Source organism: Streptomyces sp. NPDC048411 (genome assembly GCF_040704695.1).
Taxonomy (GTDB): Bacteria; Actinomycetota; Actinomycetes; order Streptomycetales; family Streptomycetaceae; genus Streptomyces.
In genome coordinates this window covers 23,703-43,642 of the sequence record NZ_JBEZKL010000006.1, presented here as the reverse complement: position 1 = coordinate 43,642, position 19,940 = coordinate 23,703, and the positions used below count along the sequence as shown (strand labels likewise).

Genomic DNA, 19,940 nt, shown 5'->3' with positions numbered 1-19,940 from the left:
GCAGCGCCAGGGGGCTCGGCCACGCCTGTCCGCATCGTCCTGTGCCGGTCGTGGGTGTCGCCGTGTCAGTCCCATGAACCGAAACCTCCTCCTCGACGTGGTGCGCGTCGCACGGAGTCGCGTCGAGGGCCGGCCGGTCCGCCTCGACCCGACCCCCGTACACGCCACTGGGCAGCCTTCCCTGTGCCGTGAAGGGCCACAAGGCTGCCCGAGGGGGTGGAATCGGCCATAACGCCTGGGGCGGACGAGATTTAGGGGGCCGCTGATCCGACGCCGGGACTGCGGTGGGCGCCGGGGCCGGGGGCGGATCCGGCGGCGGGCGGCTCGCCCGGTGCCGTTCGTTGTGAGCCGGTCGCGCGCCGTGGTTGCGGAGTACGGCGCACCGTTACCGTCGAGGGTGACGGAGCGGCGCACACCGTGGTGCGTCCCCTCGGATTCGTACGTCCCCTGTAAAGGTGGAATACGTGAAGGCCATTCGTCGATTCACCGTGCGTCCTGTCCTCCCCGATTCCCTTCAACCGCTCAGCGACCTCGCCCGCAACCTGCGCTGGTCCTGGCACACCGAGACACGTGAGCTCTTCCAGGCCGTCGATCCGGAGGGCAGGCACGCGGCGGACACCGATCCCGTACGTCTGCTCGGCGCCGCCTCTGCCGGGCGCCTTGCCGAGCTGGCCCAGGACCAGCGGTTTCTGCACCGGCTGACCGAGGCGTCCGCCGCCCTCCAGGAGTATCTCAACGGCCCGCGGTGGTACCAGGAGCAGCTGGCGCAGGGTGCGGAACTGCCCGCCGCCGTGGCGTACTTCTCGCCCGAATTCGGCGTGACAGCAGCCCTTCCGCAGTACTCCGGCGGACTCGGCATCCTCGCCGGGGACCATCTGAAGGCCGCCAGCGACCTGGGTGTGCCCCTCGTCGGGGTCGGCCTGCTCTACCGGCGCGGCTACTTCCGGCAGAGCCTGTCGCGCGACGGCTGGCAGCAGGAGCACTATCCGCTCCTCGATCCGAACGAACTGCCGCTCACCCTGGTGCGCGAGGCCGACGGAACACCGAGCCGCGTGGTACTGGCCCTTCCGGGTGGCCGCTCGCTCCACGCCTACATCTGGCAGGCTCAGGTCGGCCGCGTCCCTCTGCTCCTGCTCGACTCCGACGTGGAGGAGAACGCACCCGGCGAGCGCGAGGTCACCGACCGATTGTACGGCGGTGGCAGCGAACACCGGCTGCTGCAGGAGATGCTGCTCGGCATCGGCGGCGTGCGAGCCGTGCGGACCTACTGCCGGCTCACCGGGCACGCGGCCCCGGAGGTCTTCCACACCAACGAGGGGCACGCCGGTTTCCTCGGTCTTGAACGCATCCGTGAACTCTCCGGAACCGGGATGGACTTCGACTCCTCGGTCGAGGCGGTGCGGGCCGGCACGGTGTTCACCACCCACACCCCGGTGCCTGCCGGAATCGATCGCTTCGACCGGGAGCTCATCGCCCGTCACTTCGGCGACGACGGCGAACTGCCGGGTGTCGGGGTCGAGCGGATCCTGCAGCTCGGTATGGAGACGTACCCCGGTGGCGAGCCCACCCTCTTCAACATGGCGGTCATGGGCCTGCGGCTCGCTCAGCGGGCCAACGGCGTCTCCACCCTGCACGGGGCGGTCAGCCGGCAGATGTTCGCCGGGCTGTGGCCGGGCTTCGACGCCGCGGAGGTGCCGATCACCTCGGTGACCAACGGCGTTCACGCGCCCACCTGGGTCGCCCCCGAGATCTTCGGGCTGCGAGCCCGGTACGGTGGCACGCCGGGACGCTGGGACGCGGCGGCCGGAATCCCGGACCGCGAAATCTGGGACCTGCGGCGGACGCTGCGCGAACAGCTGGTGACCGAGGTCCGCACGAGGCTTGCCGCCTCCTGGCGCACGCGTGGTGCGGAGCCGGCCGAACTGGGCTGGATCGACGGCGTGCTGGACCCGGATGTGCTGACGATCGGCTTCGCCCGCCGCGTGCCCTCCTACAAGCGGCTGACCCTGATGCTCCGTGACCGCGACCGGCTGACGGAGCTGCTCCTCCACCCGACGCGGCCGATTCAGATCGTTGTCGCGGGCAAGGCGCACCCCGCCGACGACAGCGGAAAACGGCTGGTCCGGGAATTGGTCAGGTTCTCCGACGACCCCAGGGTCCGCCACCGCATCGTGTTCCTGCCCGACTACGGGATGGCCATGGCGCAGAAGCTCTACCCCGGCTGCGACGTCTGGCTCAACAACCCGCTGCGGCCCCTGGAGGCCTGCGGCACGAGCGGTATGAAGGCCGCGCTCAACGGCTGTCTCAACCTGTCCGTGCTCGACGGCTGGTGGGACGAGTGGTTCGAACCCGACTTCGGCTGGGCGATCCCGACCGCCGACGGGTCCGCGATGGACGAGGACCGGCGCGACGAGCTGGAGGCGAATGCCCTCTACGAGTTGATCGAAAAGCGGGTGGCACCGCGCTTCTACGACACGGGCGACGACGGGCTTCCCGAGCGCTGGGTCGAGATGGTCCGCCGCACCGTGGGCACGCTCGGTCCCAAGGTCCTCGCCGGACGCATGGTGCGCGAGTACGTCGAGCGGCTGTACGCCCCCGCCGCGCTCGCCCACCGCTCCCTGGACGCTGCCACGGCGCGGGAGCTCGCGGACTGGAAGGCCCGGGCCCGTGCTGCCTGGCCGCGGGTCGCGGTCGACCATGTGGAGGCCGTGGCGCCCAGCACGGTCGGCGGTTCGGCCGAGCTGGGGGCGACGCTGGCGCTGCGTGTCCGGATCGCTCTCGGAGCACTGGAGCCGGACGATGTGGAGGTGCAGGCAGTGGCCGGGCGGGTCGACTCCGCCGACTCGATCTCGGACGCCCAGTTCTTCCCGCTGAAGCCGACCGGAGGCCAGGACCTGGAGGGTCGCTGGCTGTACGAGGGCCCGCTCGCCCTCGACCGCACCGGCCCCTACGGCTACACGGTGCGAGTGCTTCCCGCTCACCCGTTGCTGGCAACCAGCGCGGAACTCGGCCTGGTCGCACTGCCGACGGAGGCGACGGGCGACGGTGCGGGCCTGCTGATGCGCTGACCACCCGTCCTCCCCGGGGCCGGCACCTGTGAGGTGCTGGCCCCCTTCGTCTTCCGAGCGCAGTGGCCCTGGCACCGGCGGCCCGCGACAGCCGGCCCGTACCAAGATGTGCGATCACCCGTTGAGCCACTTCGGGGGAGAGGAATGCCGCGTGCGGCAAGCGTGCCTGCACCCCGCACTGCGGAAGCCGGGAGGCGAGCTGAGAGCCGCACGGGCTCTTGAACAACCGCCCGTGCCGGCCGGTGTCGCTGCAGGGAGCAGCATGTGGTGGCCCGGAGCCGGCACGAACGCCCCGGGCGGTCACTTTCCCTGTCTGTTGCTGGAGGTGTCGCACAGCGCGCGGTCGACGAGGTCGCTGGCGGCCTTTTGTTGCCGGAGCGTTTTATCGAGGTTGTTGAAGCTGGTGGACATGGAGACGGTGACGGTGCGGCTGCCGTCGTCGGTGGCGCCGTTCAGGGTGATGTAGCCGGCTTCGCCTCCTTCGTGGCTCCAGTAGCTGCCGCCGCAGGTCAGGGGGCGGTTGACCAAGCCGAGGCCGTAGCGTCCGCCGGGCCAGAATGCCTCGAACTGCTTGGCGACCGGGACGGTGTCCTGCATCTCGGCCATGCGCGCCCTGGACAGCAGCTTGCCGCCCAGCAGTCCCCGGAAGAAACGGTTGACGTCCGCCGTGGTGGAGACATAGCCGCCGAGGTCGGGGACGATCTGTTCGGTGACGTCGGTCCGTTCGCCGGGGGCGAAGACCTGGTAGCCGTCGGCGTGCGGGCGGCGAAGGGTGGGAGTGGCGCCCGACAGGTAGGTGTGGTTCATGCCGAGCGGGTTCAGGATCCGGCTCTCGACCTCCTCCTGCCATGGGCGGCCGGCGGCCTTTTCGACGATCATGCCGAGGACGACGTAGCCGGTGTTGGAGTAGTTCCAGCCGGCGCCGGGCCGGAAGTCCGGGTGGTGCTTCATCGCCCGGGCGACGATCTGTTCGGGGGTGTAGGTGTCGTAGCGGTGCCGGTAGTACTCCTGCGGGGTGTCGAAGCCGGGAAGGTCGTCGTGGAGGCCGCTGGTGTTCTGCAGGAGCTGGCGCACGGTGATTTTCCGTCCGTCGTTGCCCTTGCCGTCGATCACACCGGGTAGCCAGCGGTCTACCGTGTCGTCCAGTGACAGCTTGCCCTCGTCGACCAACTGCAGGATCACAGTGGCCATGAGTGCCTTGCCGGTGCTGGCGATCCGGAAATAGCCGTCGCGGGGCACCGGGCGGTTCGTGCCCGCCACGGCGACGCCGGTGGTGGCGACCAGATCCCGGCCGGAGGCGGTGGTCACCCGCGCCTGGACGCCGGTGATCCCCAGCGCCTGGATGGCATCGGTGTCCAGGCGCAGGTCGTCTTGCCGGTAGCCGGGCGCGGACGTCGCGGCTGCACCGTCCGAGGGCTGGACAGCTATGGCCACACCCGCTGTGCCGAGTGCGGCCGCCGCGACGGCCAGCCACCCTCGGCCGATCCGGCGGTGACGCTGCTGGGACGGGCGGTGCTGCGGCGCGGAGGCCGGGGTTGTGGATTTCATGAATCCCACGCTAGGTAAGCCTCGAGTTGCGTGTCGCTACCACAGGCGCCCGATGGAAACCTACAGGTGGCTGTAGTGCCGCAGGGGCGCCCGGCACTTACAGTGGCGCGTCTGAGGGCCGCTCCCGGTCCCGTACGACAGACGAAGGCGAATCCAGTGCACGGCGTGATCGGCGAGGCCCGCGCATGGTTGGTCCAGACCGGGCGCAGCGGACGCTACCTACTCGGCACCCTGATGACCGCGATGGTGACGCTCGTGGCGGCGCCACTGCTGTGCGTACCGTCGCTGGCAGGTCCCTGGGCGGAGCGCCACCGCCGGCGCGCAGGGGCGCTGCTGGGCCGACCGGTGGAGCCGCGCCCGCGCGCCCTCCGCCGCGACCTTGCGTGGCTCGTGACTCAGGTGGCCACCGGCCTGCCCGCGGGCACACTCGCCCTGCTGTGCCTGGGTAACCTGCTTCTCAGCCTTGTCGTCACCGTGGGGTGGTGGGCCTTTCCCACGTCGGATCCGCCACGGCTGCTGCTCGGTGTCCGTATCAACAGCTGGGCCCCCGCGCTGACGATCAGCCTGGCGCAATTCCTGCTCCTTGCGGCGCTGGCGATCATCGCCCTGCCACCGCTCGCCCGGGTGCACGCGCGGTGCTGCCTGGCAGTCCTGGCACCGTCTCCCGCGGAACAACTGGCCGCGCGCGTTGCCGAGCTCACCCAGACGCGCGCAGACGTCCTGCAGGCGCACGGCGCGGAACTCCGCCGGATCGAACGCGACCTGCACGACGGCACCCAGGCCCGGCTGGTGGCCATCGCCATGCGGCTTGCCGTGGCCGGGGAGAGCTTTCCCCAGGACCCCGACGCGGCCGCTGCGCTCGTACGGCAGGCCCAAACCGAGACCGAGGAGGCCATGACCGAGCTGCGCTCCGTCATCCGCACCATCTACCCTCCGGTCCTGGCCGACCAGGGCCTCGTCGGCGCGCTCAGCACCCTGGCCACCAGGGCCGGCGTGCCGACCCGCATCGACATCGGCGAGCTCGGCGAGGTCCCTGCCGCGGTCGAAGTGGTCGCCTACTTCGCCGTCACCGAGGCGCTGGCGAACATCGCCCGGCACAGCCGAGCCACCAAGGGCGCCGTCCGCGTCACCCGCAACGGTGCGATGCTGTCCGCAGAGATCACCGACGACGGGACCGGCGGGGCCGACGCATCTCGGGGCAGCGGCCTGGACGGAATTCGCCGCCGAGCCGCCGCCCTGGACGGCACCATGAAGATCAGCAGCCCGCCGGGCGGGCCGACCACCCTCACCGTGGAGCTGCCGTGCGTGTAGTCATCGCCGAGGACAATGTCCTGCTGTCCTCCGGACTCGAACTCCTGCTGGGCTCCCAGGGCTTCGAGGTCGCCGCGATCACGGACGACGCCCCCGGCTTCCTCGCTGCTGTCGAGACCCACCGCCCGGACGTCACCATCGTCGACGTGCGGCTGCCCCCGACCTTCCGCGACGAGGGTATCCGCGCGGCCCTCCGGGCCCGCCGCGACCGTCCAGGACTTCCCGTCCTGGTCCTGTCTCAGTACGTCGAGCAGGAATACGCCGGCCGCCTCCTCTCCGACACCCGCGGCGGCATCGGCTATCTACTCAAAGACCGGGTGAGTCGTATCGCGGAGTTCACCGACGCACTGCGCCGCGTGGCCGCCGGCGGCACGGCCATGGACCCCGAGGTCATCGCCCAACTCCTCGCCGTCCGCAGCGATCCCGTCGACGCCCTCACCCCCCGCGAACGCGAGGTCCTGGCTCTGATGGCCGAAGGGCACGACAACGCCACCATCGCCCAGCGGCTTTTCATCACCGACAACGCCATCCACAAACACATCGGCAGCGTCTTCCTCAAACTCGGCCTGTCGGCCGGCGACAGCGGCCACCGCCGGGTCCGCGCCGTCCTGGCCTACCTCCGCCGTCACGGCGGCACCGAACCCAGCCCCTGTTGAGTGATCGGCCGATTGATGAGCAAGATCGGCACGTGCGAGTTCGTGGCCGATTCGTCACGCCCGCGACCTGCTCACCCGCCCGGAGAACACCGTCACCTCGATCGCCAAGTCCCTCGGCGTCTCCCGCGACACGATCTACACGTACGTGCCCGAGCTGAAGGGCGGCCGTCTCGCGCTCGCCGAGGCGCCGGCCGCGCCCGAACTGACCCGCCCTACGCAGTCAGCGGACTGACGTAGGGCCGGTTGCCGCTGGTGAAACGGTTCTGACCGGCAGCCCGACACCCGCGCGGACCGTGCGTTCGTCGTCGGCAAGCAGCACCCTGATCATGCGGCTCACCCGACGGCGAATCGCCCGGGAGGAATGAGAGCTCCTCCCGGGCGGTTCGCCGCATCACGTTCTCGGAATGCGGTGCTGGGTTCAGAAGGTCAGCTTGAAGCTGTTGATCTTGCCGGTGTCACCCGAGTAGACGTCCTGGACCTTCAGCTTCCAGGTGCCGTTCGCCGCCACGGACGACGCGTTGACCGTGTACGTCGTCTGGACGTTGGGCGCCGAGTCGCTGATCGAGGAGTTCTTCAGCCGGTAGGTCGTACCGTTCGGGGCGACGAGGTCGATGACCAGGTCACCGCGCCAGGTGTGGGTGATGTCCACGCCGACCTTGAGGGTGCTGGGCGCGTTGCCCGTGATGCCGGTGACGTTGACCGAGCTGGTGACGGCCGCGCCGCGGTCCGGGATGGTGACGGGGGTGGTGTTCTCGAAGACCGTGCCGCCGGGGTCGCCGCCGCCGCCGGGACGCGAACCGACGTTGATGGCGGCCCAGGCGTCGGCGACCGCGTTGTACTCGGCGCTGGTCGTGCCGTACAGCTCACCGGCCGCGGCGAGGGTACCGGTGCGAGCCGCCGCGTAGTTCGTCGTGGAGGTGAACTTGGTGGTGAGCGCCTTGAACCAGATCAGGGCGGCCTTGTCGCGACCGATGCCGGTCACGGGCAGACCGTCGGAGGTCGGCGAGTCGTAGTTGACGCCGTTGATGGTCTTCGCGCCGCTGCCCTCGGAGAGCAGGTAGAAGAAGTGGTTCGCCGGGCCCGAGGAGTAGTGGACGTCGACGTTGCCGATGCCCGAGTACCACGAGTCCTTGGACGCGCCGTCCTTGCTGGGCTTGTCCTGGTAGCGCAGCGGGGTGCCGTTGCCGTTGATGTCGATCTTCTCACCGATGAGGTAGTCGCCCTTGTCGGTGGCGTTGTTGGCGTAGAACTCGACCGCCGTGGCGAAGATGTCGCTGGTCGCCTCGTTGAGGCCACCGGACTCGCCGCTGTAGACCAGGTTGGCGGTGGCGGCGGTGACACCGTGCGTCATCTCGTGCGCGGCCACGTCGAGGGAGGTCAGCGGTGCGGCGTTGCCGCTGCCGTCTCCGTAGGTCATGCAGAAGCAGCTGTCGCTCCAGAACGCGTTGACGTAGTTGTTGCCGTAGTGGACGCGGGAGTACGCGCCGACGCCGTCGCCCCGGATACCGGTGCGGCCCTGCACGTTCTTGTAGTAGTCCCAGGTCTCGGCCGCGCCGTAGTGGGCGTCCGCGGCGGCGGTCTCGGCGTTCTGCGGGGTGCCGTTGCCCCACACGTCGGTGGAGTTGGAGAACAGCGCCCCGGTGCCGGAGGTGCCGTGGTTCAGGTTGTACGTCTTGTGGTTGCCGCGGCCCGTGTCGGTCAGCGTGTACGAGGGCGCGGTACCGAGGGTGACCTGGCCGCTGTACTCGGTGTTGCCGATCCCGTTCTCGATGGCCTGCCACTCGTACAGCTTCGCGCCGCTGGCCGCGTCGGTGATGACGTGCAACTCGTTCGGGGTGCCGTCCTCCTGGAGTCCGCCGACGACGGTCTCGTAGGCGAGCTGCGGCTTGCCCTGCGCCATCCAGACCACCTTGCGGGGGGCCCGGTCGGCCGTGGTCCTCTTGGAGCCGTCGGCCTTGGCGAGTCCGAGTGCCTGCTTCTCGGCCACGGCGGGCGCGACATCGGCCGTCGTGTCCACGGCCTTCAGCTGACCGCTGCTGACCTTGGACGCCTTGGTGACGCTCTTGGTCGCCCCGGCCTTGGTCTCCTGGACGACCAGGTCGCCGCCGAGCACCGGAAGCCCGGCGAAGGTGCGCTCGTAACGGGTGTGCGTGGTGCCGTCGTTGTCCTGGATGACATCCCGGACGACGAGCTTCTCCTGAGAGCCGAGACCGAGCTCCTTGGCCGTGGCCGCCTTGCTCGCGTTGGCCTCGCGGATCAGCTCGGCGCGCTTGGACGGGGTGAGCTGTTTGGCCAGTGCGCCGTGTCTGGCGCCGACGGTCGCGGCCGCGGTGGCGCTGCCTGGAGTGGCTGTGGCCGTACCGGCCTGGACTCCGACGGCGAGGAGGGCTGCTGCGGCTATCAGGGCGCCGGTCGCGGTGGCACGACGGCTGGGCGTGGATCTCACGCGGACTCCTTCTGCGAGGGGGGTACCGGCGGCTGGGTGAGCCGGCCGGGCAGAGCAGGCGGTGCGCGGAACGTGGGAAGAGTGTCAGCAGATGGAGGCCCCTGTCAGGGCCGCGTCAAAAAGTTGGCCAGAATTCGTCCGTTGCCAGAAAGGCCATGTTCGTTAAGCGGACGTTTCACCGATCGTTACCGAGAGGGCGTCCACGGTCCGGAGCGGCCGATTTCGAAGAGCGGGTCCCGGTTGAGCTCGAACACATCGTGTGCGAATGGCGCGTTCGGCGCGGCGTCGTGGCCACCGGCCGAAAGTGTCTTGAATTGTGGCTTGTTCTGAACGGGTCAGTCCTTGTCGTGCAGCAAAGGCCAGGTAAAGCGCCGGGCGACGAGGTTGGCCGTGGTGGCTTCCGTTCGGTTCGCCGGGACAAGGCAACGGCAGCCGCCCCGCCGCTGCCGAGCCGGTGCGCGGCACCGTCGCACCGGCCGTCCGCCCGGTGTGGTCGCGCCGACGCCGGTGGTTGTTGCCGGGCAGCGCGTCAGGCCAGGCTTTCCCGCCAGGCGCGGTGGAGACCGGCGAACCGGCCGGTACCGCCGATGAGTTCGGACGGGGAGCCGTCCTCCACGACCCGGCCGTGCTCCATGACCAGTACCCGGTCCGCGATCTCCACGGTCGACAGCCGGTGGGCGATCACGACCGCGGTGCGGCCGTGCAACACCGTGTCCATGGCCCGTTGCACGGCGCGTTCGCCGGGGATGTCGAGGGAGCTCGTCGCTTCGTCGAGGATCAGGACCGCTGGGTCCGCGAGCAGGGCGCGGGCGAAGGCGACCAGTTGGCGCTGGCCCGCCGAGATCCGCCCGCCCCTCTTGCGTACATCCGTGTCGTACCCGTCGGGCAGTCCGCTGATGAAGTCGTGCGCGCCGATCGCCTTCGCGGCCCGCTCGATCTCCTCGCGCGAGGCCTCCGGGCGGCCGATGGCAATGTTCTCGGCGACCGTCCCCGAGAAGAGAAACGCCTCCTGGGTCACCATCACGACGCCGCGCCGCAGTTCGGGCGTGGCCAGATCGCGGAGATCGGTGCCGTCCAGCAGCACCCGGCCGTCCGTCGGGTCATAGAACCGGGCCAGCAGCTTGGCGAGCGTCGACTTTCCGGCACCTGTCGAGCCGACCACGGCCACGGTCTGCCCGGCCGGAATCGTCAGATCGAAGCGGGGCAGCACTTCGCCGCCCGTGCGGTAGGCGAATCTCACCGAGTCGAAGGCGACGTCACGCCCTGGGTGCTCACCTGCGCGGGCAGGCAGCTCCCGCGGGTTCGTCGCCTCGGGGACGGAGGGGGTCTGGGCCAGCAGTCCCGCGATCTTCTCCAGCGAAGCAGCGGCCGACTGATAGGAGTTGAGGAACATGCCGAGCCGGTCAATCGGGTCGTACAGCCGCCGCAGGTAGAGCACGGCCGCGGCCAGCACGCCGAGCGCGAGCGTCCCGGAGGCGACTCGGTACGCACCCCACAGCACGATGCCGGCGACCGCCGTGTTGGCGACCAGCCGGGAGCCGACCACGTAGCGCGCCATCTCCAGCAGCGCGTCGCCGTTCGTCCGGCAGTGCTGCTGGTTGAGCCGCTCGAATTCTGTGTCGTTGATGCGCTCGCGACGGAACGCCTGGACGGGACGGATCCCGTTGATCGTCTCAGCGAACTTCACGATGACCGATGCGATTGCTGTCGACCGGGCGGAGTAGATCACCCCGGCGCGCCGTTGGTAGAGCCGCACCAGCAGATACAGCGGCACGAACGAGAGGACGGCGACCGCTCCGAGACCGATGTCCAGCCACAGCAGCAGCAGCGAGATGGAGATGAAGGAGAGCACGACGACGATCAGTTCCTGCAGCCCCTCGCTGAGCAGCTCCCGCAGCGACTCCACATCCGTGGTGGACCGGGAGATCAGCCGGCCGGAGGTGTAGCGCTCATGGAAATCCACGCTCAGTGCCTGCGCATGACGGAAGATCCGCCCCCGGAGATCGAGCAGCACGTCCTGGTTGATCCGGGCGGAGGCCTGGATGAACGCGTACTGCATGCTCCCCGCGCCGGCCGAACACAGCGCGTACCCGATGGCCACGGCGATCAGTGGTCCGTAGTCCTTGTCGCGGAACGCGGGTACGCCGCTGTCGATGGCGTACGCGACGAGCAGCGGTCCCGTCTGGACCGCGGCCTGCTGGATCAACAGGAACAGCGCGGCCACCACCACCCTGCCCCGGTGCGGGCCGAGCAGGGACAGCAGCAGGGCGCGGGTCGCGCCGCGCGGAGTGGGCAGGTCGTCCTGGTCGAAGGGGTCCTGGGCGCCGGAGGGTGAGCCGGGTTCGGGAGCGGCCCCGGGCGTCTTCCGTGTGGTGTCGTCCGGTCGGGCTGCCGGCCGGTCACGGGTCAGGGTGTCCGTGCCCCTGGCCGCGTCCGCAGTGCCGGTGGTCGCGTCGGTGCCGCTGAGGGGCTCGTTCTCGTCGCTGCCACCCGCTCCCGCGGGGCGTCCGGTCGTCGCATTGGTCATCGGGTGCTGTCCTTCTCGGCAGGGACGTCCATGGCAGGCAGGCCGTCGGTGGACAGGAATTCGGGCGCGTCCCCGGCGCCGGACATAAGCCAGGCGTACTCGGCGTTGCTGCGCAGCAGTTCCTGGTGGGTGCCAACGGCGCTGATCCGGCCCTCGGACAGCAGCGCCACCCGGTCCGCGAGCATCACGGTGGACGGCCGGTGGGCGACCACGATGGCCGTGGTCGATTCGAGCACGCGCCGCAGGGCGGCCTCCACCAGCGCCTCCGTATGTACGTCCAGGGCGGAGAGCGGGTCGTCGAGCACCAGGAAGCGCGGCTGCCCGACGACGGCGCGGGCCAGTGCGAGGCGCTGCCGCTGGCCGCCGGAGAGACTGAGCCCCTGCTCGCCGACCTGGGTGTGGATGCCCTCCGGCAGGTCGTACACGAAGTCGGCCTGGGCGATCGAGAGCGCCCGCCGCAGCTCGTCCTCGCCGGCGCCGTCGGCGCCCATGAGGACGTTCTCCCCGACGGTCGCCGAGAAGAGCGTCGGCTCCTCGAACGCCACGGACACCAGCTCACGCAGCTGTTCGCGCCGCAGGGTGGTGATGTCGGTGCCGTCCAGCGTGATCCGCCCGGCGGTGGCGTCGTGCAGCCTCGGTACGAGGGCGGTGAGCGTCGTCTTCCCCGATCCCGTGGCCCCGACCAGAGCCATCGTCTCGCCGGGGTGGATCCGCAGATCGATCCGGGTCAGTACGGGTACGGAGTCCGGCTCCGCGTCGGGGTAGCGGAACTCGACGCCTTCGAAGACCATTCCGCCGTCCGCGTGCTGCTGCGAGGACGCCGGGGAAGACTCCGCGGCGGTCTCGCGCTCCTCCGCCACATCCATCACCTCGAAGAACCGCTCGGTCGCCGTCGCCGACTCCTGGCTCATCGCCAGAAGGAAACCGATCGACTCGACCGGCCACCGCAGCGCGAGCGCCGTCGACAGGAACGCCACCAGCGTGCCCGCCGAGAGATCTCCGTCGGCGACCTGGATCGTGCCGAGAACCAGCGCCCCGCCGATCGCCAGCTCCGGGATCGTGGTGATGAAGGCCCAGATGCCGGCCAGCAGCCGCGCCTTGTCGAGTTCGGTGCCGCGCAGTCGCTGCGAGAGGCCGCGGAAGGCCAGGGCCTGGCTTCGATTCCGCCCGAAGCCCTTGATGATCCGGATGCCGAGGACGCTCTCCTCGACGACCGTCGTCAGATCGCCGACCTGGTCCTGGGCCTGGCGCGCCACCACCGCGAACTTCGTCTCGAAGACGGAGCAGAGAATCACCAGCGGCACCACCGGTACGAGCAGCGCCAGGCCCAGCGTCCATTGCTGCACCAGCAAAATAATGAAACCGACCAGGATGGTGGTGGCGTTGACCAGGAGAAACGTCAGCGGGAATGCCAGGAACATGCGCAGCAGCATCAGGTCCGTGGTTCCGCGCGACAGCAGCTGCCCGGACGGCCAGCGGTCGTGGAAGGCCACCGGAAGCCGTTGCAGATGCCGGTACAGGTCGGCCCGCATCGATGCCTCGACGCCCGCCAGCGGCCGCGCCACCAGCCATCGCCGCAGCCCGAAGAGCAGTGCCTCGGCGATGCCCAGCAACAACAGGTACAGCGCACCGAGCCAGACTCCGCCCGGATCACGGTGCGCGACCGGTCCGTCCACAATCCATTTCAGTACGAGGGGGATCACCAGGCTGAGGCAGGAGGCGACGATCGCCACGGCCGCCGCCGCGGACAGGCGGATACGTACAGGCTTCACGTAAGGCCACAGCCGCAGCAGGGAGCGCGCGGCGGACCGGTCCTTGGGCTCTACATGTGTTTCGGGCATCAGGGGCGAGCCTACGGTTCACCACTGACATCGCTCATCCGGTTTTCGTCGCTCTGTCGACGTCCCGTCCCCCAATGGCCCGTGACCGCCCGGTCGTACCCCGGAGTCAACCGATCGGCTGATGTCGTTTCGAGCGTGATGGCCGATGCCGCGCGGCCCCGCCCGACGGGACCCTCGTATCCATGGCAATCATCGAAGTGAACGCGGTGCACAAGGCTTACGCCGGGCGCACCGCGGTGGACGGAGTGACGTTCGCCGTCGACGAGGGGGAGATCTTCGGGATTCTCGGCCCCAACGGCGCGGGCAAGACCACGACCGTCGAATGCGTCGAGGGTCTGCGGATCCCCGACTCCGGTACGGTCCGGGTCGCCGGACTCGACCCCGTCGCCGACCACGGACGAGTGACGCAACTGCTGGGCGCCCAGCTCCAGGAGAGCGAGCTGCAGGCGAAGCTCACGGTCCGCGAGGCGCTGGAGCTGTACAGCGCCTTCTATCCGAACCCCGCCGACTGGCGGACCCTGACCGAACGGCTCGGTCTGCACACCAAGCTCACCACGCGCTTCGCCAAGCTGTCGGGCGGTCAGAAGCAGCGGCTTTCCATTGCCCTCGCCCTGGTCGGCAACCCACGGGTCGTGGTGCTCGACGAGCTGACCACCGGACTGGATCCGCGGGCCCGCCGTGACACCTGGCAGCTGATCGAAGAGGTACGGGACAGTGGTGTGACCGTCCTTCTCGTCACCCATTTCATGGAGGAGGCCCAGCGGCTCTGCGACCGGATCGCCGTGATCGACCAGGGGAAGGTCGTCGCCCTCGACACCCCAGCCGGCCTGATCAGCAAGGCAGGCAGCTCCACGGTCATCTCCTTCATGCCGTCACAGCCGCTCGACGACACCGAGCTGGGCCTGCTGCCCGGGGCGGTCTCCGTCGAGCAGAAGGACGGCCGGATCGTCATCAACGGCACCGACGAGACGGTCAACGCGGTGATCTCGCTGCTGGCCCGCCACCGCGTCACGGCACACCAACTCCGCGTCTCCGAGGCCACTCTGGACGACGCCTTCCTCGACCTCACAGAACAGGCGGCCTGAGATGACCACGGCGAACCCGGCCAAGCCGCGGGCCGCGACCACCCCCTGGGCGGCGGTGCTCAGGACCGAGACGCGGCTCTTCCTCCGCGAACCCGGCAGCCTGTTCTGGATCCTCGTCTTTCCGACCGCGCTGCTGACGATCCTCGGCCTGATCCCGTCCTTCCGGGACCCCGACGACGCGCTCGGTGGTCGCCGCGTCATCGATCTGTACGTACCGGTGGCGGTGCTGCTCGCCATGATCATGGCTGGGATCGGGGCCATGCCGCCCGTCCTGACGGGCTACCGCGAGCGCGGGATCCTGCGCCGGATGTCGACCACTCCGGTGCCGCCGTCCGCCCTGCTCACCGCGCAGATCGCCCTGCACGGCGCCGCGGCCCTCGGCTCCACCGCACTGGTGATGGCCGTCGGCCGGATCGCCTTCGGCGTCGCACTGCCCGGACAGCCCTTCGGCTACGTCCTGGCGCTGCTCCTGTCGACGGCGAGCGTCCTCGTCCTCGGCGCACTGCTCTGCGCGCTCTCCCGCACCACCAAGGCATCTTCCGCGATCAGCTCGGTCGTCAACCTCGTGATGATGTTCAGCGCCGGCGTCTGGATCCCGGTGCAGTCCATGCCCGACACGCTCCGGCGCATCGTCGAGGTCACCCCGTTCGGCGCGGCCTCCCAGGCCCTGGACCGGGCGGCGTCCGGCGGCTGGCCCGGTTGGGTACAGCTGGGCGTGATGGCGCTGTGGGCGGCCCTGGTGACCGGGCTGGCGACCCGTCTGTTCCGGTGGGAGTGACCGGTTCCGGGGGAGACTTCATCCATGAACGCGGGGGACACGGCAGAGGCGACCACAACCGGACCGACGGCCGCGCAGCTGGGGGATCGGTTCTTCCGGTACGGGCCGTACGGTCTGCTCGGCCTGGGCACCGCGGTCTCGGCCGTGTCCGGCGACCTCATCATGTCCCGCGCGGACGTGTACGCCGTCGCGGTGCTGGCTCCGGTGGCGCTCGTCCTCCAGCTCTGGTGGGGGCGGGTTCGGCCGGGTGTTCCTCCGAAGTCGCAGGCGGCGCAGTTCTACTTCGTCGCCCGCACCCTGCTCGCCTTCGGACTGACCTGGTGCAACCCGTTCTTCTCCATGTTCGCGGTGCTCGGCTACTTCGATGCCGGCCGACTGCTTCCGCAACGGGCCGTGCGGGCAGGGCTGCTGGTCACGGCCGTCATCATGGCGGGCTCGCAGTGCGGCAGTGGCCTCCCGCCGGACACTCTCCTGAACTGGGTCGCCTTCGGCATCCTCCTTGCCCTGCATGGGACTCTCACCATGGTGTTCGCCCAGATCGGCGACCGGGAGGCCGAGCACGCCCGCAACCAGGTCGACACCATCACCGAGCTGGAGTCCGCCAACGCCCGTCTCGAACAGGCCCTCGCGGAGAACGCGGGCCTGCACGCCCAGCTTCTCGTCCAGGCGCGCGAGGCGGGCGTCGCCGACGAGCGGCGCCGGCTCGCCGCCGAGATCCACGACACGCTCGCCCAGGGCCTGACCGGCATCATCGCCCAGCTCCAGGTGGTGACCTCGGTCGCCGACACCGATCCCGCTCTGGCCAGACAGCACCTCGACCGTGCCGCCGCACTGGCCCGGCACAGCCTGGGCGAGGCGCGTCGCTCGGTGCACGATCTGGTCCCCGCCGCACTGGAGCACGACGACCTTCCGGGCGCGCTGAAGAAGACGGTCACCGGCTGGGCCGAACGCCACGGGGTCCGGGCCGAGTTCACCGTCACCGGTACCGCCGAGCCGGTCCACGACGAGATAGCCGCCACCTTGCTCCGTATCGCCGAGGAAGCCCTGGCCAACGCCTGCCGCCATGCCCGGGCCGCACGGGTCGGCATCACCCTGTCCTTCATGGGCGACGAACTGACCCTGGACGTACGGGACGACGGCTGCGGCTTCGACCCGGCCGCCCTGCCGCCGTACAGCGGCGCGGGCGGTTTCGGGCTCCGCGGCATGCGGGCCCGCGCCGAACGCATCGCGGGCACCGTCGAGGTGGAAACGGAGCCGGGCCGCGGCACGGCGGTCTGCGCCCGGGTGCCGCTGGTTCAGCACAGTCGATGACCAGTACGGTTGGCCTGCCATGGCTGAGGATTCCGCACGCGTCATCACGCTCGTCGTCGTCGACGACCATCCCGTCGTACGGGACGGTCTGCGCGGCATGTTCGAATCGGCCCCCGGCTTCCGGGTCCTCGGGGAGGCGTCGGACGGGGTGGAGGGCGTCGACCTCGTGTCCCGGCTCGACCCCGATGTCGTTCTGATGGATCTGCGGATGCCGGGCGGCGGCGGAGTCGCCGCCATCGCCGAACTGACCGGGCGCGGCGCCCGGTCCAAGGTGCTCGTCCTCACCACGTACGACACCGACTCCGACACGCTGCCCGCGATCGAGGCGGGCGCGACCGGCTATCTGCTCAAGGACGCACCCCGCGAAGAGTTGTTCACCGCCGTGCGTGCCGCAGCCGACGGACGTACCGTGCTGTCGCCCGCGGTCGCCTCCCGGCTCGTCTCGCGGGTACGTGCCCCCGGGACCGCCGGCCACGAGGCGCTGTCCGCTCGCGAGCGCGAGGTGCTCGAACTGGTCGCCAAAGGCACCTCGAACCGGGAGATCGCCGCCGAACTGTTCATCAGCGAGGCAACGGTGAAGACCCATCTCACGCACATCTTCGCGAAACTGGGCGCCAAGGACCGTGCCGCGGCCGTCGCGACCGCCTACGAGCGCGGCATCCTCGGCTGACCCCGGTCGTCCGCCCCCTTCCACATCACTCCCTGACGCGCAGCAGCACCACCGTTCTCGCCGGCACCGCCAGCATCTCGGAGCCGCGGTGCACGGTTCCCGGAGCGGTGGACTGGTCCTCCCGCGAGGTGTCCAGCACCAGTTCGTACGCCCGCGCCCACGGCGGACCGGGAAGCCGGAAGCTGCTCGGACGGCCGGCGGCGTGCAGGATCGCCAGGAAACTGTCGTCCGTGACCTGTTCGCCGCGCGCGTCCCGGCCCGGGATGTCACGCCCGGAGAGATAGAGCCCGACGGTCGCGGCCGGTGCGTACCAGTCCTCCTCCGTCATCTCCGTCCCCTGCCGGGTGAACCACGCGAGGTCCCGCAGCCCGTCCGCGGTCTGCGGCCGGCCGGAGAAGAAGGCGCGGCGGCGCAGCACCGGATGGGTGTGGCGCAGTGCGAGCAAGCGCGCCGTCAGTTCGGTCAGTTCCCGCCACTGCGGCTGGTCGAGCAGCGACCAGTCCAGCCAGCCGATCTCGTTGTCCTGGCAGTACGCGTTGTTGTTGCCGCCCTGCGTCCGGCCCATCTCGTCGCCCGCGACCAGCATCGGCACCCCGGTCGACAGCAGCAGGGTGGTGAGCAGATTGCGCAGCTGGCGGCGGCGCAGCGCGTTGATCCCGGGGTCGTCGGTCTCGCCCTCGGTGCCGCAGTTCCAGGCCCGGTTGTCCGAGGTGCCGTCCCGGTTGCCCTCGCCGTTCGCCTCGTTGTGCTTCTGCTCGTAACTGACCAGATCACGCAGCGTGAAGCCGTCGTGCGCGGTGATGAAGTTGACCGATGCGTACGGGCGGCGGCCGCCCCACGCGTACAGATCGCTGGATCCGGTCAGCCGGTAACCGAGATCCCGTACGTCGGGCAGGGCGCCGCGCCAGAAGTCCCGTACAGCATCGCGGTAGCGGTCGTTCCACTCCGTCCACAGCGGCGGGAAGGCGCCGACCTGGTAGCCGCCGTTGCCGACGTCCCATGGCTCCGCGATGAGCTTCACCCGGCGCAGCACCGGGTCCTGGGCGATCACTGCGAGGAACGGGGACAGCATGTCGACGTCGTGCATCGAGCGGGCCAGCGCCGCCGCCAGATCGAAGCGGAAGCCGTCGACGCCCATCTCGGTGACCCAGTACCGCAGCGAGTCCGTGATCAGCCGCAGCACATGCGGCTGCACCACATGCAGGGTGTTTCCGCAGCCGGTGTAGTCGGTGTATCTGCGGGCGTCGGACTGGAGCCGGTAGTAGCCGCGGTTGTCGATGCCGCGCAGTGACAGCATCGGACCCAGCTCACTCGCCTCCGCCGTGTGGTTGTAGACCACGTCGAGGATGACCTCGATCCCGGCGTCGTGCAGCGCCCGCACCATCCGCTTGAACTCGCCGACCTGCTGACCGCCCGTACCGCTCGCCGAGTAGTCCGCGTGCGGGGCGAAGTACCCGATGGAGTTGTATCCCCAGTAGTTGTGCAGTCCGCGCCTCAGCAGGTGGTCCTCGTGGGCGAACTGATGCACCGGCAGCAGCTCCACCGCCGTCACGCCGAGCCGGGTCAGATGGCCGACGGCCGCCGGGTGGGCGAGTCCGGCGTACGTGCCCCGGAGTTCCTCCGGGATCTCCGGGTGCCGCTTGGTGAAGCCACGCACATGCAGTTCGTAGATGACGGAGTCGGCCCACGGGGTCTTGGGGCGCCGGTCCTCCGCCCAGTCGTCGTCATCGTGGACGACGACACCCTTCGGTACGTACGGAGCGGAGTCCCGTTCGTCCCGGACGGTGTCGGCGACCTGTTGCTGCGGCCAGTCCCTCACATGGCCGTAGACCTCGGCCGGCAGGGTGAACGGGCCGTCCACCGCACGTGCGTACGGATCCAGCAGCAGTTTCGCCGGGTTCCAGCGGGCACCCGTCCACGGGTCCCAGCGGCCGTGCACCCGGTAGCCGTACCGCTGACCCGGCCGTACGCCCGGCACGAAACCGTGCCAGATCTCATGGGTCAGCTCGGTCAGCGGGAGGCGTGTCTCGTCCCCCTCCTCGTCGAAGAGACAGAGCTCGACCGCCTCGGCCCCGCCTGCCCAGAGCGCGAAGTTGGTGCCCGCCACCCCGTCCGGGCCCACCCGGAATCGGGCTCCGAGCGGCATCGGCGCACCGGGCCACACGGCCGGCGGCCGCTGCCCGCTGTCGAGCAGCCGCTCTTCCACCGGGCCGGTCCCCGCCTCGGCCCCTGCCTCCTCCGACGTCCGTTCCAGAACCTTCCCGACCGGCTCCCGCACTGTCTCCTGCTCGGCTGCGCTCGACACCTCTCAGCCTCCCGCGGCTCATCGGACCCGGCGCCGAAGAGGAGCGCACGGCGTCCCGGCCGCGGCTCCCCGAATGTGGTCCTCCCTTCTGTTCTTCCCACGGCGGGGCCCGCACTCACGTTTCCCCCGACCGGCCCTGGTCGTTGGGGGACGTGAACCACCATGCGAAGAAGGCGGGGGCGAGCACGGTCACCGCGCTGACATGGGCATGGGCGGCAGCGGGGACACGCCGGCCGGCTGGTTCTTCGACCGGACGCTCACCGGGGACGTCGTCGAGGTCGTCGACTCCCAGGACAGGACGTGGCGCCGGACAGCGGCACGGCGGCCGGAACCTGAACCGGACCCAGCGGAAGGCGGGCTCCGCGCTCCGTTGAAGCGTGTCCGCGCCGAAGCT

12 protein-coding genes are annotated in these 19,940 nt (G+C 70.0%); 7 read left to right on the top strand and 5 right to left on the bottom strand.

The window, feature by feature from the left end:
* Positions 1-464 precede the first annotated feature (464 nt).
* Positions 465-3,068 carry an alpha-glucan family phosphorylase gene (glgP, locus tag AB0915_RS04005; protein WP_366689579.1) on the top strand — a complete coding sequence of 868 codons (2,604 nt, stop codon included), beginning with the start codon at positions 465-467 and terminating at the stop codon, positions 3,066-3,068.
* 300 nt (positions 3,069-3,368) lie between these two features.
* Here glgP and AB0915_RS04000 read toward each other — a convergent pair whose 3' ends face one another.
* Positions 3,369-4,616, bottom strand: a complete 1,248-nt coding sequence (locus AB0915_RS04000; RefSeq protein WP_366689578.1) for a serine hydrolase domain-containing protein — start codon at positions 4,614-4,616, stop codon at positions 3,369-3,371.
* A gap of 156 nt (positions 4,617-4,772) precedes the next feature.
* Here AB0915_RS04000 and AB0915_RS03995 point away from each other — a divergent pair, with 156 nt between their 5' ends.
* A complete protein-coding gene (locus AB0915_RS03995; RefSeq protein WP_366689577.1) occupies positions 4,773-5,927 on the top strand; it encodes a histidine kinase in 1,155 nt (384 codons plus the stop codon).
* A complete protein-coding gene (locus AB0915_RS03990) occupies positions 5,918-6,583 on the top strand; it encodes a response regulator transcription factor (protein ID WP_366689576.1) in 666 nt (221 codons plus the stop codon). Before AB0915_RS03995 ends, AB0915_RS03990 begins: the two co-directional genes overlap by 10 nt.
* A 418-nt stretch (positions 6,584-7,001) precedes the next feature.
* Here AB0915_RS03990 and AB0915_RS03985 read toward each other — a convergent pair whose 3' ends face one another.
* The 3 genes from AB0915_RS03985 to AB0915_RS03975 form a co-directional block, all read right to left on the bottom strand.
* Positions 7,002-9,029 carry a M4 family metallopeptidase gene (locus AB0915_RS03985; RefSeq protein ID WP_366689575.1) on the bottom strand — a complete coding sequence of 676 codons (2,028 nt, stop codon included), beginning with the start codon at positions 9,027-9,029 and terminating at the stop codon, positions 7,002-7,004.
* Positions 9,030-9,558: 529 nt separating this feature from the next.
* Positions 9,559-11,556, bottom strand: a complete 1,998-nt coding sequence (locus AB0915_RS03980; RefSeq protein WP_366689574.1) for an ABC transporter ATP-binding protein — start codon at positions 11,554-11,556, stop codon at positions 9,559-9,561.
* Entirely contained in the window at positions 11,553-13,397 is a 1,845-nt protein-coding gene (locus tag AB0915_RS03975) for an ABC transporter ATP-binding protein (RefSeq protein WP_366689573.1), read from the bottom strand. The genes AB0915_RS03980 and AB0915_RS03975 overlap by 4 nt, the downstream gene beginning before the upstream one ends.
* A 182-nt stretch (positions 13,398-13,579) precedes the next feature.
* Here AB0915_RS03975 and AB0915_RS03970 point away from each other — a divergent pair, with 182 nt between their 5' ends.
* From AB0915_RS03970 to AB0915_RS03955, 4 genes are read left to right on the top strand one after another with little or no spacing between them, the layout of a single operon-like run.
* Positions 13,580-14,482: an ABC transporter ATP-binding protein gene (locus AB0915_RS03970; RefSeq protein WP_366689572.1), complete on the top strand. Its 903-nt coding sequence runs from the start codon at positions 13,580-13,582 to the stop codon at positions 14,480-14,482.
* A gap of 1 nt (position 14,483) precedes the next feature.
* Entirely contained in the window at positions 14,484-15,260 is a 777-nt protein-coding gene (locus AB0915_RS03965) for an ABC transporter permease (RefSeq protein WP_366689571.1), read from the top strand.
* Between the two features lie 24 nt (positions 15,261-15,284).
* Positions 15,285-16,571 (top strand): sensor histidine kinase, encoded by a 1,287-nt coding sequence (locus tag AB0915_RS03960; RefSeq protein WP_366689570.1) that lies wholly within the window; start codon positions 15,285-15,287, stop codon positions 16,569-16,571.
* Positions 16,572-16,590: 19 nt separating this feature from the next.
* Positions 16,591-17,241: a response regulator transcription factor gene (locus AB0915_RS03955; protein ID WP_366689569.1), complete on the top strand. Its 651-nt coding sequence runs from the start codon at positions 16,591-16,593 to the stop codon at positions 17,239-17,241.
* A 25-nt stretch (positions 17,242-17,266) separates the two neighbouring features.
* Here AB0915_RS03955 and glgX read toward each other — a convergent pair whose 3' ends face one another.
* A complete protein-coding gene (gene glgX / locus AB0915_RS03950; protein ID WP_366689568.1) occupies positions 17,267-19,546 on the bottom strand; it encodes a glycogen debranching protein GlgX in 2,280 nt (759 codons plus the stop codon).
* Positions 19,547-19,940 lie beyond the last annotated feature (394 nt).

Excerpts from the sequence above, each read along its gene's own strand:
- AB0915_RS04000 (WP_366689578.1), bottom strand. The coding sequence starts at position 4,616 with ATGAAATCCACAACCCCGGCCTCCGCGCCGCAGCACCGCCCGTCCCAG.
- AB0915_RS03980 (WP_366689574.1), bottom strand. The coding sequence starts at position 11,556 with ATGACCAATGCGACGACCGGACGCCCCGCGGGAGCGGGTGGCAGCGAC.
- AB0915_RS03975 (WP_366689573.1), bottom strand. The coding sequence starts at position 13,397 with ATGCCCGAAACACATGTAGAGCCCAAGGACCGGTCCGCCGCGCGCTCC.
- AB0915_RS03970 (WP_366689572.1), top strand. The coding sequence starts at position 13,580 with ATGGCAATCATCGAAGTGAACGCGGTGCACAAGGCTTACGCCGGGCGC.
- AB0915_RS03965 (WP_366689571.1), top strand. The coding sequence starts at position 14,484 with ATGACCACGGCGAACCCGGCCAAGCCGCGGGCCGCGACCACCCCCTGG.
- AB0915_RS03960 (WP_366689570.1), top strand. The coding sequence starts at position 15,285 with ATGAACGCGGGGGACACGGCAGAGGCGACCACAACCGGACCGACGGCC.
- AB0915_RS03955 (WP_366689569.1), top strand. The coding sequence starts at position 16,591 with ATGGCTGAGGATTCCGCACGCGTCATCACGCTCGTCGTCGTCGACGAC.